This is a genomic window from uncultured Intestinimonas sp. (assembly GCF_944387725.1).
GTDB lineage: Bacteria > Bacillota > Clostridia > Oscillospirales > Oscillospiraceae > Intestinimonas.
Genome location: NZ_CALXGA010000012.1, coordinates 25,520 through 39,168, shown reverse-complemented (window position 1 = coordinate 39,168; position 13,649 = coordinate 25,520). Strand labels below are relative to the sequence as shown.

Here is a 13,649-nt window from a genome sequence, read left to right as displayed (position 1 = left end):
GCCTTCGTTTACCTTGCCGCCATTGCTATTTTGTTGCTTTAGTACAAGCCTCCTGATTTTTCAAACAAGCCCTAAACTTGCAGATTGAATTTCGAGCGGAATTTTTGCAGAACAAGGCAGAGGACGCCGGTGGGCTGACGCCCACCAAGGACGATCACGAAGGGATGCGGAAATTCCGCCGAAAGGCAAATGCAAGTTTCCAGCTTGGTGGAGTACTACAGGTCCTGGATGTCCCGGAGCTCCATGTTGCGCCGTTCGGCAAAGCGCCGCCGGGTGGTCCGGTAGACCACCACAAAGACGGCGGTGGGGAGGTTCAGGAGCACCAGCACCCCCAAAACCGCCAGGACCACTGTGCCCCACGAGGCGGGGGGCGCCATGTTGAGCAGGACCATCAGGGCCATCAGCACGGAATAAGAGGATGGGCAGGACCCGTCCTGGCCAGGGGCTCTCGGTCCGGGCCAGGAAGTACTCCGCCACCGCCAGAATGGCGGTGGGTACCAGAAGGGCCAGAAACATGACCATGGGAAGGAAGGCAGCGGCGATACTTATAACGTTGCCTCCTTAATTTTTCGGTATTCGCTGATGAGGAGCTTGGCGGCCTCAAAGTCCACCTTGTCGTTGACGGCCAGGCGCTTGATCAGGGCCACATAGGGGTCGGCGGCCCGCTCGTCGGAGAGCTTGATCTTCTGGATGAGCCGGTCCAGCCGCAGCCGGACGGTGGGGTAGCTCACCCCGTACGCTCCGGCCACCTCCTTCAGGGAACCGGAGGCGAGCAGAAACCGGCGGATGAAGGCCACGTCCTCCTCCTCCAGCTCCGCCATCCACTCTGGCACCACAGAAATCAAAACAGCACACACCTTCCCTTTGTTTTATTTTTAATAAACTTTTATTATGATTATAAAAATCAAGGGAAAAATGCCCCGCCGGCCCCGGGCGCCGGCGCTCCGGCCCGGCCGCCAGGAGGGGCTTTGGGGCGTTTTGGGCGGAAAAGGGGCGGAAATCAGGGTTGCCCATTTGCCAGGATGCGTGTATAATGGTGCATAATACGCCGCCTGACGGCAGTCAGGAAAGTGGAACGGAGGAACGCCTATGAATACCAAGCTGCTGCGGCTCCTGGAGCAGGACTGCACCCTGACCCCGGAGCAGCTGGCCTCCATGGCCGGTATGTCCGTGGAGGCCGTAAAGGCTGAGATCAAGAAGCTGGAGGAGGACCAGATTGTCCTGGGCTACCAGGCCATTGTGGACTGGGACCGCACCGACCGGGAGAGTGTCACCGCCCTCATCGAGGTCAAGGTGACCCCCCAGCGAGGGGCCGGCTTCGACCGGGTGGCCGAGCGCATCTACCAGTACGACGAGGTGGAGAGCGTCTACCTCATGTCGGGGTCCTTTGACCTCACCGTCATCATCTCCGGACGCACCCTCCGGGAGGTGGCCGAGTTTGTGGGCCAGCGCCTGGCCACCATCGAGGATGTCACCGGCACCGCCACCCACTTCATTCTGAAAAAATACAAAGAAAAGCACCTGATCTTCCAAAAGCAGGAGCAGCAGGCGAGGGAGCTGATTTTCGCATGAATTATGAGTCTGTTCTGTCCGACCGGATCAAGGCGGTCAAGCCCTCCGGCATTCGGAAATTCTTCGACATCCTGGAGGAGATGAAGGACGCCATCTCCCTGGGTGTGGGCGAGCCCGACTTTGTCACCCCCTGGCACATCCGGGACGCGGGCATCTACTCCCTGGAAAAGGGCTTTACCAAATACACCTCCAACGCCGGCATGGCCGAGCTGCGCCGGGAGATCGCCTCCTATATGGAGCGCCGCTTCCAGATCCGGTACGACTTTGCCAGCCAGATCGTTGTCACCGTAGGGGGCAGCGAGGGTATTGACCTGGCCCTGCGGTGCCTGGTGAACCCCGGCGACGAGGTCATCATCCCAGTGCCCTCCTTCGTCTGCTACGGCCCCCTGGCCAGCATGGCGGGAGGAACCCCGGTCTATGTGGAGACCAAGGCGGAAAATGAGTTCCGCCTCACCCCCCAGGAGCTCCGGGCGGCCATCACCCCCAAGACCAAGGTGCTGGTGCTGCCCTTCCCCAACAACCCCACCGGCGGCATTATGGGCCGGGAGGACCTGGAGGCCATCGCGGAGGTCCTCCGGGGCACTGACATCATGGTGGTCTCCGACGAAATCTACGCCGAGCTCACCTACGGCCAGCGCCACGTCTCCATCGCCAACCTCCCCGATATGTACGAGCGGACGGTGGTGGTCAACGGCTTCTCCAAGACCTACGCCATGACGGGCTGGCGCCTGGGCTACCTCTGCGGCCCCGCCCCCCTCATCCAGCAGATGCTCAAGCTCCACCAGTTCGGCATCATGTCCGCCCCCACCACCAGCCAGTACGCCGCCATCGAGGCGGTGCGCAACGGGGACGGCGACATCGAGCGGATGCGGGACGAGTACGACGGCCGCCGCCGCTACCTGGTGGAGGGCCTGCGGCGCATCGGCCTGCCCTGCTTCGAGCCCAAGGGGGCCTTCTACGTCTTCCCGGACATCCGGGGCACGGGGCTCACCTCCGAGGACTTCTGCGAGCGCTTCCTGATGGAGGAGAAGGTGGCCGTCATCGCCGGCAACGCCTTCGGCGAGAGCGGCGAGGGCTTCGTCCGCTGCTGCTACGCCACCAGCATGAAGGAAATCGCCGAGGCCCTGACCCGCATGGACAACTTCCTCACCAACCTAAAGAAAAAACAGGCCCGGACCTGATTGGAAAAGGAGGAGCACCGCCATGTATCTCACCTGTCTGGACATGGAGGGCGTCCTGGTTCCCGAGATCTGGATCGCCTTCGCCGGGGCCAGCGGCATCCCGGAGCTCAAGCGCACCACCCGGGACGAGCCCGACTACAACAAGCTCATGGCCTACCGCCTGGCCATTCTCAGGGAGCACGGCCTGGGCCTGAAGGAGATTCAGGCTGTCATCGCCGGCATCGACCCCCTCCCCGGGGCCCGGGAATTTCTGGACGAGCTGCGTTCCCTTACCCAGGTCATCATCCTCAGCGACACCTTTGAGCAGTTCGCCCAGCCCCTGATGAAGAAGCTGGGCTGGCCCACCCTGTTCTGCAACACCCTGGAGACGGACCCCGACGGGACCATCACCGGCTACCGGATGCGCTGTGCACAGTCCAAGCTCACCACGGTGAAGGCCCTCCAGTCCATCGGCTACGAGACCATCGCCGCCGGGGACAGCTACAACGACCTGGCCATGATCCAGGCCGGCAAGGCCGGCTTCCTCTTCCGCAGCACGGCCCAGATTCAGGCCGACCACCCGGAGCTGCCGGCCTACGAGGACTTCGGGGACCTGCTCGCCGCCATCCAGGCCGCCATGACCTGAGCCTCCGGCTGCCTCCGAAAGAGTAAAACGAGAGAGAGGAAATCCGCCATGGACGAGCGTTTTCAGGGCCTGGCCTTCGGGCCGGCCGACATCCTGCTGCCCCAGAACTGCGACCTGACCAAGTGGGCGGTGGTGGCCTGCGACCAGTATACCTCCCAGCCTGAGTACTGGCAGCGGGTGGAGCGGTTTGTGGGCAACGCCCCCTCCGCCCTCCACCTGATCCTGCCGGAGAGCTCCCTGGACGGCCCCAGCGTGGAGACCGATATCATGGACGTCACCAACACCATGAGCCGCTACCTCCGGGAGGGGGTCTTCCGTACCTGCCCCCACGCCATGATCTATGTGGAGCGCACCCTGGAGTCCGGCAAGGTCCGCCGGGGCCTGGTGGGCATGGTGGACCTGGAGGCCTACAACTATGAGCCCGGAGCCGCCACCCTGGTCCGAGCCACCGAGGGCACCGTACTCAGCCGCATCCCGCCCCGGGTGGCGGTGCGGAAGAACGCCTCCATCGAGCTGCCCCACGCCATGCTCCTGGTGGACGACCCGGAGAAGACGGTGGTGGAGCCCGCCGCCGCGGCCAAGGGGCGGCTGGAGAAGTGCTATGACTTCGAGCTCATGGAGCACTCCGGCCACCTCCGGGGCTGGCTTCTGGACGAGCCGGAGCTGGCCCGGGTGGCCGCCGCCCTCCGGGCCCTGGCCGGCCCCGCCGCCTTCCAGGCCCGGTACGGGGCGGAGGATCTGCCCGTCCTCCTCTTCGCCGTGGGGGACGGCAACCACTCCCTGGCCACCGCCAAGGCCTGCTACGAGCGGCAGAAGAGCCTCGCCGCCCCGGAGGAGTGGGAGAACCTCCCCGCCCGGTACGCCCTGGTGGAGCTGGTGAACCTCCACGACGCCTCCCTGGAGTTCGAGCCCATCCACCGGGTGGTCTTCGGGGTGGACCCCCAGGCCCTGCTGGCCGACCTGCTGGCCTTTTACCCCGGCGCCTTCCAGGGGGCGGGCGAGGAGGGCCACATCCTCCGCTATGTCCACGCCGGCGGCGTGGGGGCGGTGACGGCGCCCCATCCCCAGGCTCAGCTCCCGGCGGCCACCCTCCAGAACTTCCTGGACCAGTGGCTCTCCTGCCACCCGGGGCGGGTGGACTACATCCACGGGGCCGACGTCACCCGGTCCCTGGCCTCTCAGCCTGGAAATATCGGCTTCCTGCTGCCCGCCATGGGCAAGGAGGAGCTCTTCCCCACGGTCATCCACGACGGGGTCCTGCCCCGGAAGACCTTCTCCATGGGGGAGGCCCAGGACAAGCGCTTCTATCTGGAGGCCCGGAAAATTCGCTGAAGGAGGAACACCATGCCCACCCTGACGGCAGAGGCCCCCGCCAAGCTCAACCTCACCCTGGACGTGCTGGGCCGCCGGGACGACGGCTACCACGACCTGTGCATGGTCATGCAGTCGGTGGCCCTGTCGGACCTCATCACCCTGACCCTGGGAGGCGGGGGGCCCCTGCGGGTCAAAACCAACCTGAGCTTCCTGCCCAACAACGAGAAGAACCTGGCCGCCGCCGCCGTCCTGGCCTTCCAGCGGGAGACCGGGCGGGACGCCGGGGGAGTGTCCATCGCCATTGATAAGCACATCCCCGTCTGCGCCGGCATGGGGGGCGGCTCCTCCGACGCCGCCGCCGTCCTCCGGGCCCTCAACGGGGCCCTGGAGACCGGCCTTGCCCCCCTGGACCTGGCCCGGCTGGGGGAGGGGGTGGGCTCCGACGTGCCCTACTGCGTCCTGGGGGGGACCGCCCTGGCCCAGGGCCGGGGGGAGGTCCTCACCCCCCTGTCCCCCCTGCCCCGGTGCCTGGTGGTGGTGTGCAAGCCCCCCTTCTCCATCTCCACCCCGGAGCTCTTCCGGGCGGTGGACGGGGTGCGGCTGCGCTGCCGCCCGGACACCGCCGGGGTCCTCTCCGCCCTGGAGGCCGGGGACCTGGAGGGGGTGGCCCGACGGATGTACAACGTCTTCGAGGACGTGCTGCCCCCCCGGCAGGGGGCGGAGGTTCGGGCCATTCGGGGGGAGCTGGTGCAGCAGGGGGCCCTGGGGGCCTGTATGAGCGGCACCGGCCCCACGGTCTTCGGCCTCTTCCGGGACTGGGACCAGGCGGAGGCCGCCCGGGAGGTCCTGGGCCGGACCTACCGGGACGTCTGGCTCACTGAGACGGTCTGAGCAAGCGAGACTTCACCGCGCCGCGCCTCCCAGCCCGAGGCCGGCGCATTTTCCATGGGGAGACCGCCGAAGCGGCCCCCGGCCCCATAGAAAGGACGAGAGGGACCATATGCTGGACAAGGAACAAGCGCTGAGATTCTGTAAGGCCCGGCGGGCGGTCATCGCCGGGGAATTTACCCAGCTCAACCCGGAGCAGCGAAAGGCGGTGCTGGCCACTGAGGGCCCCCTGCTGGTGCTGGCGGGGGCGGGGAGCGGCAAGACCACCGTGCTTATCCACCGTGTCGCCAACCTGATGAAGTACGGCCGGGGCTCCGACTCCGACGAGGCGCCGGAGGCCGTCACCGAGGACGACCTGCTTTTTCTGGAGGCCTACGCCAGCCGCCCCATCCCCGAGGGCCGGGAGGAGGCCGAGAGGCTGTGCCGGCTGGATCCCGCCGCCCCCTGGTCCATTCTGGCAATCACCTTCACCAACAAGGCCGCCGGGGAGCTCCGGGAGCGCCTGGAGCGGATGCTGGGCCCCCAGGCCGGGGACATCTGGGCCTCCACCTTCCACTCGGCCTGCGTGCGCATCCTCCGGCGGGACATCGAGCGGCTGGGCTTTGACCGCGCCTTCACCATCTACGACTCCGCCGACGCCGAGCGGGTGGTGAAGGACGTCCTCAAGGACCGGAACCTGGACGAGAAGACCTTTCCGCCCCGATCGGTGCTCTCCGCCATCTCCAGGGCCAAGGACGCCATGCAGTCCGGCGGGGAGTACCTGGACGCCTGCCGGAAGCAGGGGGACCACCGCCTGATCCGAATCGCGGAAATCTATGTGGAGTACGAGCGGCGGCTGCGGGAGGCCAACGCCCTGGACTTTGACGACCTCATCCTGGACACCGTCCGGCTCCTCCGGGATTTTGATGACGTACGGGAGTATTACAGGCGGAAATTCCGTTATGTACTCATCGACGAGTACCAGGACACCAACCAGCTCCAGTACCAGCTCTCCGCTCTGCTGGCGGGGCGGCGGGGGAACCTCTGCGTGGTGGGGGACGACGACCAGTCCATCTACCGCTTCCGGGGGGCCACCATCGAGAACATCCTCTCCTTTGAGCAGCAGTACCCGGGGGCCCGGGTCATCCGGCTGGAACAGAACTACCGCTCCACCAAGAACATCCTGGAGGCATCCAACGCCGTCATCCGTCACAACCAGGGCCGCAAGGGCAAGGAGCTGTGGACCAGCCACAGCCAGGGGGACAAGCTCCAGGTCTACACCGCCATGAACGAGAGCGACGAGGCCCAATATGTGGCCGCCGAAATTCTCTCCGGCTACAGCCAGGGCCGGACCTGGAGAGACCACGCCGTCCTCTACCGCATGAACGCCCAGTCCAACCAGATCGAGCAGGCATTCAAGCGCAACGGTGTGCCCTACCGCATCATCGGGGGAATCCGCTTCTTCGACCGGGCGGAGGTCAAGGACATGCTGGCCTATCTCAGCGCCCTCCACAACCCCGCCGACGACCTGCGCCTGGCCCGGATCATCAACAACCCGCCCCGGGGCATCGGTCCCAGGACGGTGGAGGCCGCCCAGGCCATCGCCGCCCGGGAGGGCCGGAGCCTGTGGGATGTGGTCCGGGAGGCCCGGAGCCGCCCGGAGCTGGCCAAGTCCGCCCCCAAGCTGGAGCAGTTTACAACCATGATGGAGACCCTGCAAGGGCTTGCGGGGGAGCTGGCGCTTCCGGAGTTCTATGAGGAGGTCCTGGACCGGACGGGCTACGCCGCGGCCCTGGAGGCCAAGAACACCGTGGAGGACCGCACCCGGCTGGAGAATGTCCGGGAGCTGCTGACCTCCATCAACAGCTACCTGGAAAACGCCCAGGCCGAGCCCTCCCTGGCCGGCTTCCTGGACGAGATCGCCCTCTACACCGACCTGGACAACCACGACCCCAGCGAGGACTGCGTGGTTATGATGACCATGCACGCGGCCAAGGGCCTGGAGTTCCCGGTGGTCTTCGTCGTGGGGGCCGAGGAGGGCATTTTCCCCGGCATCCGGGCCATCGGGGACCAGGAGGAGCTGGAGGAGGAGCGCCGGCTGTGCTATGTGGCCATGACCCGGGCCCGGGAAAAGCTCTACCTCACCTGCGCCTCCCAGCGGATGCTCTTCGGCCGCACCTCGGCCAACCGGCCCTCCCGGTTTGTGGGGGAGATCCCCGAGGAACTGGCGGAGCGCAGCGGCAGGAGTTACCTCAGCCAGCCAGATGACGCCTCTGGCTGCTGGCAGAGCGCCGCCCCGGCCCGGGGCGGGTACGGCGGCTTCTCCGGCGGAGGCCGGGGGGGCTGGGAGCGCCCCGCCGCCCCGGCGCGCCCGGCCCGGGCCAAGCCTCCGGCCGGCCGGCCCAAGGCCCCGGCGGCGGCCCTGCCCTCCTACCAGATCGGCGACATGGTGGTCCACAAGGCCTTTGGGCGGGGCATGGTCATGAACGTCCAGCCCACAGGGGGCGACCTCCTCATCGAGATCGCCTTTGACGCCAAGGGCACCAAGCGGCTGCTGCTGAAATCGGTGGCCCAGTACCTCAGCAAGGCGTAAAAAAGCCCCGGGACGGCAGAGGGCCGTCCCGGGGCCTGCCCAGCGGGGTGTCAGGCGTCCAGGAGCTCGGTGAAACTCCCAATCCAGCGGTCGCAGCTCTGCCGCAGCTCGTCCTGGAGGTCGTGGTAGAAGGCGTCATAGACCCCCACGGTCTCCATGCCGGCCGCCCGGGCGGCGGCGCAGTTGGCGGGGGCGTCCTCGTAGAGGACACACTGGCTGGGGGAGACCCCCAGCGCCTGAGCGGCCCGGCGGAAGAGCGCCGGATTCCGCTTCTCCAGGCCCAGCTCCTGGGCGTAGACCACGGCCCGGAAGAAGGGCGAGAGTCCGTGGCGCTCCAGGGCGGCCCGGCACAGGCCGGGGTCGCAGGCGGTGACCAGGGCCATGTCCTCCCCCCTGTCCCGGCACCGCTCCAGAAAGGCCAGGGCGCCGGGCTTCATGGGCGCCCGCCGGTAGGCCTCCAGGGCCCCCTCCATCCACTCTGCCACAATGGCCTCCGGGGTCATGTCCAGGTGGTAGTAGTCCCGGGTGAATACCGCCGCCAGGGGCACGATAGAGGGGCTCACAGCGTAGAGGTACTCCTGGGTGACCTCCAGACCCCGGCGGGAGAGAAAGCGCATGTCGATATCGGTCCAGATGCCGTTGGAGTCGATGAGGGTTCCGTCCAAGTCAAAGAGCAGCATAGCTTGCCTCCTGTTGTCAAATCAGCATCACAGCCAGAACCGCCAGGGAAAGCCGGCGGCCTCCCGGGCATAGTCCACGCCAATGCGCCTGCCGGTGTGGATCTCCCCCGCGGCCTCACCGGCGTCCCAGAGGAAGAGGGCGTCCCCGGTGAGGCTGGCGCCGTTGAGGGCCCGGGTGACGTCCAGAGCCCGGCAGACCTTGCCGGGGCCGTTGAGAAAGTGTTTCCGCTGGTAGGGGGTCAGCTCCGAAAGGCCCCGGCCAAAGCGGTTCCAGGCCATGCGCTCCGCCCCCTCCGCCGGCTCCAGGCCCCGAAGAAGCACCGCCGCAGCCACTCCCTCCCCCTCGGTGACGAAGTTGAGGCAGTGGTACATCCCGTAGATGAGGTAGACATAGGCCGTCCCCGGCGGGGCGTACAGGGTCTCGGTCCGGGGGGTCCGCCGGCCCCCGTAGGCGTGGCAGGCCCGGTCGATGGCCCCGATGTAGGCCTCGGTCTCCACAATCCGGCCGGAGAGGAGGTCCCCGTCCACCCGGCGGACCAGATATTTCCCCAGCAAATCCCGGGCCACCGTCAGGGTGTCCCGGTCAAAGAAGTCCCGGATCAGCTTGGGCATTCCAGCGCCCCCCTTTCATTTCTCCCAGTCATCTTACCATTTCCTCGGAGGGAACACAACCATGAATGAGTCCGTCCTGCAAAAATGGGCCAAGCCTATGCTCCTGGCGGCCCCCATCATCTGGGGGAGCGCCTTTGTGGTGATGAAGCACTCCCTGGACAGCTTCACCCCCCTCTACCTGCTGGCCTTCCGCTTCACCGCCGCCGCGCTGATTCTGGCCCTGGTGTTCTGGCGGTCCTGGCGGCGTCTGGACCGGGGCTATCTGCTGGGGGGGCTGGCCACCGGCACCCTGCTCTTCCTGGCCTACGCCTTCCAGACCTTCGGCCTGGAGGGGACCACTGCGGGGAAGAACGCCTTTTTGACGGCGGTCTACTGCGTCATCGTCCCCTTCCTCAACTGGGCGGTGGCCCGGAAGCGGCCGGACAAATGGAATATTCTAGCGGCGGTGGTCTGCATCGCGGGAATCGGCCTGGTGTCCCTCCCCGGGGAGGGGGGGGACCTGACCATGGGCCTGGGGGACGCCCTGACCCTGGTGTGCGGCCTCTTCTTCGCCGCCCACATCGTGGTGGTGAACCGCTGTGCCCAGGACCGGGACATCTTCCTCCTCACCACCCTCCAGTTCGCCTTCTTCGCCCTGTGGAGCTGGGCGGGAGCCCTGCTGTTCCGGGAGCCCTTCCCCACGGGGCTCACCGGCGGGACCCTGCTGGGCCTGGCCTATCTGGTGATCTTCGCCTCCTGCGGGGCCCTCCTCTTCCAGAACATCGGCCAGAAGTACACCGCCCCCGCCACCGCCGCTGTGCTCCTGTCCCTGGAGGCCCCCTTCGGGGTCCTGAGCTCCATCCTGGTGGGGGAGGAGACCCTGAACGCCGCCATGGCGGTGGGCTTTGTCCTGATCTTCCTGGCGGTCCTCTGCTCCGAGACCAAGTTCGCCTTTCTGCGCCGGGGGAAAAAGGGGGTTGACAGCCCGGCCCCGGATGGGTATAATAGCTCACAAGCAAATACCTTGCAAACCTGTGACGGAGAGAAGTAGCCGGCCCGCTCCAAGCCAAAGAGAGTCCCGGAGGGTGGAATCGGGGCGCTGGGAGTCCGGTGAATGGCCTTCGGAGGGCGGCTTGAACGGGGTCCGATGGGGCCCCCAGTAGAGGCCGACGGGTCCCCACCCGTTATCCATCGGGCACGCATGATGGTGCGTGAAGCGAGTGGGCGCGCAGGCGCCAATTTGGGTGGTATCGCAGAAGCTGACACGGCTTTTGTCCCAGAAGGGGGACAAAAGCCGTTTTTTCCGTTCTGCTGGCTCCATCTGCCGCCCAATACTCAAAAAAGGAGAAGATTCCCATGAAAAACGTCAATTTGAAGAAGCCGGCCGCTCTGGCCGCCTCCGCCGCCCTGACCCTGTCCCTGGCTGCCTGCGGCGGGGGGAGCTCCGGCACCCCCGCCCCCGCCGTCTCCCCCGCCGGGGAGGACGCCCCCGTCTACACCGTGGCGGTGGTCAAGCAGATGGACCACGCCTCCCTGGATGAGATCGCCGCCGCCGTCACCGCCCGGCTGGACGAAATCGCCGCCCAGGAGGGGGCCGCCATCCAGTATGAGGTCTACTCCGGCCAAAACGACCAGACCACCCTCCGGCAGATCGGCAACCAGGCCATTGTGGACGGGGTGGACGCCATCATCCCCATCGCCACCACCGCCGCCCAGGTCATGGCCGCCTGTGCTGAGGAGACCCAGACCCCGGTGGTCTACGCCGCCATCTCCTACCCAGAGACCGCCCAGCTCACCGGCATCGGCTATGTCACCGGCACCAGCGACGCCCTGGACACGGAGCTGATTCTGGACATGATGCTGTCCCAGAACCCGGACACCGCCAAGGTGGGCCTCCTCTACTCCCTGTCCGAGCCCAACTCCGAGGTGCCCATCGCCGAGGCCAAGGCCTATCTGGACGCCGCCGGCATCGCCTACACCGAGGCCACTGCCAACACCAACGACGAGGTCATCGCCGCCGCCAGCTCCCTCATCGCCGAGGGGGTGGACGCCGTCTTCACCCCCACCGACAACGTCATCATGGCCGCTGAGCTGGCCATCTACGAGGACTTCATCGCCGCCGGCATCCCCCACTACGCCGGGGCCGACTCCTTTGTCCGCAACGGCGCTTTCGCCACCTGCGGCGTGAACTATACCGACCTTGGGTCCCAGACCGCCGACCTGGCCTATGAGGCCATGACCCAGGGCATGGCCGGCCTGGAGGACGTCTACCAGGTGGCCGGGGGCATTATCACCGTCAACGCCGAGACCGCCCAGGCCCTGGGCCTCGACCCCGCCGTCTTCGACGGCATGGGCCAGGTGGTGGAGGTTCAGACCACCGTGGAGTAAGCCCTGTTTTTGATTCTGCCGTGTACGCCAGCCCCCGGCCCCGCCGGGGGATTTGGCAGGAAAAGGAGAACCCACCATGCTCTATATCACCCAGACGGCCCTGGTGCTGGGCTTCCAGTACGCCCTGGTGGCCATGGCCCTCTTCCTGAGCTACCGCATTCTGGACATCGCCGACCTGACCACCGACGGCTGCTTCGTCCTGGGGGCGGCGGTGTCGGTGACCGCCGCCGCCGCCGGGCGCCCCATCCTGGGCATCCCCCTGGCCATGCTGGCCGGGGCCTGCGCCGGCGGCGTCACCGCCTTCCTCCAGACCAGGCTGGGGGTGCCCTCCATCCTGGCGGGCATCATCACCAACACCGGCCTCTATACCGTCAACCTCATGGTCATGGGCTGGAAGTCCAACGCCTCCCTGCTGCGGGAGGACACGGTCTTCACCCTCCTCCGGGAAACCGGCATCGGGGGTGGGCAGTATGAGCTGCTGCTCTCGGCGGTCATCACCATTCTAGCAGGGGTGCTGCTGGTGCTCTTCCTGGGGACCCGGCTGGGCCTGTCCATCCGGGCCACGGGGGACAACCGGGACATGGTCCGGGCCTCCTCCATCAACCCCACCTTCACCGTCACCGTGGGCCTGTGCGTGGCCAACGCCCTCACCGCCCTGTCCGGGGCGGTGGTGGGCCAGGCCCAGAAGACCATCGATATCAACAGCGGCACCGGCATCGTGGTCATCGGCCTGGCCTGCCTCATCATCGGGGAGACGGTGCTGGGCCGGCGCTCCGTGGTGAAGGGTGCCGTCGCCGTGGTGGTGGGAAGCGTCATCTACCGCTTCATCTACGCCGTGGTCTTCTACACCAAGATCGTCCCGGTGGACGGGCTGAAGCTGGTCACCGCCGTGGTGGTGGCCCTGGCCATTGCCATGCCCGCCATCCGCCAGTGGGCCGCCTTCCAGCGCCGGAAGCGGGCGGCGGCCGCCGGAAGGAGGGAGGGCTGATATGCTGGAGCTCAAACACATCTCCAAGACCTTCAACCCCGGCACCGTCAACGAGAAAAAGGCCCTGGACGGGGTGAGTCTCCGCCTGGAGGCGGGGGACTTCGCCACCATCGTGGGCTCCAACGGGGCTGGGAAGTCCACCCTCTTCCACGCCATCGCCGGGGTCTTCTATGTGGATCAGGGCTCCATCGCCCTGGACGGGGAGGACATCACCTTCCGGCCCGAGTACCGCCGGAGCCGGGAACTGGGGCGGCTCTTCCAGGACCCCATGAAGGGGACCGCCCCCCACATGACCATCGAGGAGAACCTGGCCCTGGCCTACCTCCGGGCGGGAAAGCCCCGGAACGCCTACTTCAGCCGCATCACCAAACAGGACAAGGAATTTTTCCGCCAGCAGCTGGCCCTGCTGGGCATGGGGCTGGAGGACCGGATGCGCCAGCCGGTGGGGCTCCTCTCCGGCGGACAGCGGCAGGCCCTGACCCTGCTAATGGCCACCCTGGTCCCCCCCAAGCTGCTGCTGCTGGATGAGCACACCGCCGCTCTGGACCCCGCCACGGCGGAGAAGGTTCTGGCCCTCACCCGGGACATCGTGGCCCGGCAGCACATCACCTGCCTCATGGTCACCCACAACATGCGCCACGCCCTGGACCTGGGCAACCGCACCCTGATGATGGACGCCGGACGCATTGTGCTGGACCTCTCCGGGGCGGAGCGCGGGGGCCTCACCGTGGAGGATCTGCTCTCCCGCTTCCGGGCCGGGGCCGGAAAGGACCTGGATAACGACCGTATTCTCCTCTCCTGAAGCGGACACAAACCCGCCCGCGCCGCTTGGTCCGGCGCGGGCGGGTTT

Annotated in this window: 14 protein-coding genes; 10 read left to right on the top strand and 4 right to left on the bottom strand. The window is 66.8% G+C overall.

Annotated features, from left to right (window positions below; translation table 11 throughout):
* Window positions 1-215: 215 nt before the first annotated feature.
* Complete coding sequence (locus tag Q0K09_RS03380; RefSeq protein ID WP_294472893.1) at window positions 216-392, bottom strand: hypothetical protein; 177 nt, start codon at window positions 390-392, stop codon at window positions 216-218.
* A 153-nt stretch (window positions 393-545) separates the two neighbouring features.
* The gene (locus Q0K09_RS03375; RefSeq protein ID WP_294472895.1) at window positions 546-821 is read right to left on the bottom strand and encodes a DUF2089 family protein; all 276 of its coding nucleotides are present in this window, start codon (window positions 819-821) and stop codon (window positions 546-548) included.
* Window positions 822-1,089: 268 nt separating this feature from the next.
* Here Q0K09_RS03375 and Q0K09_RS03370 point away from each other — a divergent pair, with 268 nt between their 5' ends.
* From Q0K09_RS03370 to Q0K09_RS03345, 6 genes are all read left to right on the top strand, one after another.
* Window positions 1,090-1,572, top strand: a complete 483-nt coding sequence (locus Q0K09_RS03370) for an Lrp/AsnC family transcriptional regulator (RefSeq protein WP_294472890.1) — start codon at window positions 1,090-1,092, stop codon at window positions 1,570-1,572.
* Entirely contained in the window at window positions 1,569-2,753 is a 1,185-nt protein-coding gene (locus Q0K09_RS03365; RefSeq protein WP_294472886.1) for an aminotransferase class I/II-fold pyridoxal phosphate-dependent enzyme, read from the top strand. Before Q0K09_RS03370 ends, Q0K09_RS03365 begins: the two co-directional genes overlap by 4 nt.
* Window positions 2,754-2,775: 22 nt before the next feature.
* On the top strand, window positions 2,776-3,378 hold the full coding sequence (gene thrH / locus Q0K09_RS03360; protein WP_294472883.1) for a bifunctional phosphoserine phosphatase/homoserine phosphotransferase ThrH: 603 nt from the start codon (window positions 2,776-2,778) through the stop codon (window positions 3,376-3,378).
* A gap of 48 nt (window positions 3,379-3,426) precedes the next feature.
* Window positions 3,427-4,710, top strand: a complete 1,284-nt coding sequence (locus tag Q0K09_RS03355; RefSeq protein ID WP_294472881.1) for a DUF1015 domain-containing protein — start codon at window positions 3,427-3,429, stop codon at window positions 4,708-4,710.
* Between the two features lie 12 nt (window positions 4,711-4,722).
* Window positions 4,723-5,583: a 4-(cytidine 5'-diphospho)-2-C-methyl-D-erythritol kinase gene (gene ispE / locus Q0K09_RS03350; RefSeq protein WP_294472878.1), complete on the top strand. Its 861-nt coding sequence runs from the start codon at window positions 4,723-4,725 to the stop codon at window positions 5,581-5,583.
* Window positions 5,584-5,692: 109 nt separating this feature from the next.
* Complete coding sequence (locus tag Q0K09_RS03345) at window positions 5,693-8,152, top strand: UvrD-helicase domain-containing protein (protein WP_294472875.1); 2,460 nt, start codon at window positions 5,693-5,695, stop codon at window positions 8,150-8,152.
* Window positions 8,153-8,202: 50 nt separating this feature from the next.
* On the opposite strand, the gene Q0K09_RS03340 is transcribed toward Q0K09_RS03345, so the two are convergent.
* Both Q0K09_RS03340 and Q0K09_RS03335 read right to left on the bottom strand, forming a co-directional pair.
* Window positions 8,203-8,832 carry an HAD family phosphatase gene (locus Q0K09_RS03340; RefSeq protein ID WP_294472872.1) on the bottom strand — a complete coding sequence of 210 codons (630 nt, stop codon included), beginning with the start codon at window positions 8,830-8,832 and terminating at the stop codon, window positions 8,203-8,205.
* Between the two features lie 27 nt (window positions 8,833-8,859).
* Window positions 8,860-9,444 carry a DNA-3-methyladenine glycosylase gene (locus tag Q0K09_RS03335; RefSeq protein WP_294472871.1) on the bottom strand — a complete coding sequence of 195 codons (585 nt, stop codon included), beginning with the start codon at window positions 9,442-9,444 and terminating at the stop codon, window positions 8,860-8,862.
* A gap of 61 nt (window positions 9,445-9,505) precedes the next feature.
* Between Q0K09_RS03335 and Q0K09_RS03330 the strand changes: the two genes are divergently transcribed.
* The 4 genes from Q0K09_RS03330 (at window position 9,506) to Q0K09_RS03315 (ending at window position 13,601) form a co-directional block, all read left to right on the top strand.
* Complete coding sequence (locus tag Q0K09_RS03330; protein ID WP_294472868.1) at window positions 9,506-10,474, top strand: DMT family transporter; 969 nt, start codon at window positions 9,506-9,508, stop codon at window positions 10,472-10,474.
* Window positions 10,475-10,779: 305 nt separating this feature from the next.
* On the top strand, window positions 10,780-11,811 hold the full coding sequence (locus tag Q0K09_RS03325) for an ABC transporter substrate-binding protein (RefSeq protein WP_294472864.1): 1,032 nt from the start codon (window positions 10,780-10,782) through the stop codon (window positions 11,809-11,811).
* Window positions 11,812-11,887: 76 nt separating this feature from the next.
* Entirely contained in the window at window positions 11,888-12,799 is a 912-nt protein-coding gene (locus tag Q0K09_RS03320) for an ABC transporter permease (RefSeq protein ID WP_294472862.1), read from the top strand.
* A 1-nt stretch (window position 12,800) separates the two neighbouring features.
* Window positions 12,801-13,601 carry an ATP-binding cassette domain-containing protein gene (locus Q0K09_RS03315; RefSeq protein ID WP_294472860.1) on the top strand — a complete coding sequence of 267 codons (801 nt, stop codon included), beginning with the start codon at window positions 12,801-12,803 and terminating at the stop codon, window positions 13,599-13,601.
* The last annotated feature ends 48 nt before the right edge of the window (window positions 13,602-13,649 follow it).

Coding starts and splice junctions, on each gene's coding strand:
- thrH (WP_294472883.1), top strand. CDS start 2,776: ATGTATCTCACCTGTCTGGACATGGAGGGCGTCCTGGTTCCCGAGATC.
- Q0K09_RS03315 (WP_294472860.1), top strand. CDS start 12,801: ATGCTGGAGCTCAAACACATCTCCAAGACCTTCAACCCCGGCACCGTC.
- Q0K09_RS03355 (WP_294472881.1), top strand. CDS start 3,427: ATGGACGAGCGTTTTCAGGGCCTGGCCTTCGGGCCGGCCGACATCCTG.
- ispE (WP_294472878.1), top strand. CDS start 4,723: ATGCCCACCCTGACGGCAGAGGCCCCCGCCAAGCTCAACCTCACCCTG.
- Q0K09_RS03375 (WP_294472895.1), bottom strand. CDS start 821: ATGGCGGAGCTGGAGGAGGAGGACGTGGCCTTCATCCGCCGGTTTCTG.
- Q0K09_RS03365 (WP_294472886.1), top strand. CDS start 1,569: ATGAATTATGAGTCTGTTCTGTCCGACCGGATCAAGGCGGTCAAGCCC.
- Q0K09_RS03335 (WP_294472871.1), bottom strand. CDS start 9,444: ATGCCCAAGCTGATCCGGGACTTCTTTGACCGGGACACCCTGACGGTG.
- Q0K09_RS03325 (WP_294472864.1), top strand. CDS start 10,780: ATGAAAAACGTCAATTTGAAGAAGCCGGCCGCTCTGGCCGCCTCCGCC.
- Q0K09_RS03380 (WP_294472893.1), bottom strand. CDS start 392: ATGGTCCTGCTCAACATGGCGCCCCCCGCCTCGTGGGGCACAGTGGTC.
- Q0K09_RS03345 (WP_294472875.1), top strand. CDS start 5,693: ATGCTGGACAAGGAACAAGCGCTGAGATTCTGTAAGGCCCGGCGGGCG.
- Q0K09_RS03330 (WP_294472868.1), top strand. CDS start 9,506: ATGAATGAGTCCGTCCTGCAAAAATGGGCCAAGCCTATGCTCCTGGCG.
- Q0K09_RS03340 (WP_294472872.1), bottom strand. CDS start 8,832: ATGCTGCTCTTTGACTTGGACGGAACCCTCATCGACTCCAACGGCATC.
- Q0K09_RS03320 (WP_294472862.1), top strand. CDS start 11,888: ATGCTCTATATCACCCAGACGGCCCTGGTGCTGGGCTTCCAGTACGCC.
- Q0K09_RS03370 (WP_294472890.1), top strand. CDS start 1,090: ATGAATACCAAGCTGCTGCGGCTCCTGGAGCAGGACTGCACCCTGACC.